This is a genomic window from Pseudoalteromonas sp. S1650 (genome assembly GCF_005887195.1).
In the GTDB taxonomy this organism is placed as follows: domain Bacteria; phylum Pseudomonadota; class Gammaproteobacteria; order Enterobacterales; family Alteromonadaceae; genus Pseudoalteromonas; species Pseudoalteromonas simplex.
The window spans coordinates 1-444 of sequence record NZ_PNDF01000179.1 but is presented as its reverse complement, the minus strand read 5'-3'; the positions used below and the strand labels follow the sequence as shown (position 1 = coordinate 444).

General features: G+C 38.3%; 1 pseudogene. It reads right to left on the bottom strand.

Annotated elements, in window-relative coordinates:
• Positions 1 to 404, bottom strand: a pseudogene (locus tag CWB80_RS22080) (hypothetical protein); the annotation flags it as partial.
• Between the last annotated feature and the right edge of the window lie 40 nt (positions 405 to 444).

Sequence of the window (444 nt, the reverse complement as noted above, 5' to 3'; positions counted from 1 at the left end):
CCATTAAACGGGGTTACTCGCCTTGAGAGCGTAGTTTGGTGCGTTAACGACTTCCATTTGAGAGTTTGCGCAACAGTAATCTTATCAGCATTTATTTCTGTTGGCAGTGAGATATTATGTGTTCCTGAAGTCAAGTTGCGTTTTAGCTGATGAGTTTTGCTTGGCTTATCAGCGCTATCTATGAGTGTTACTTGTGCAGTAATTTCTAAAGGGGAATCAGTTGGATTGACAACTCTTAAAAAAGGCTTCTGTTGGTGATAATAAATATCAGATTTAACCCCGGAAAGTGTACTAAAACCAGCATTATTTAATGTGGCTATATATTGACTTTCTAAGGCCTCTAGTTCAGAACTGACTTCATCGTGCAGCTCTATAGAGTTTAATTTTGCTAAAATATTAGTCAACTCAAGATCGCATTTTGGTATATACCCGTCGGTTTTCTGG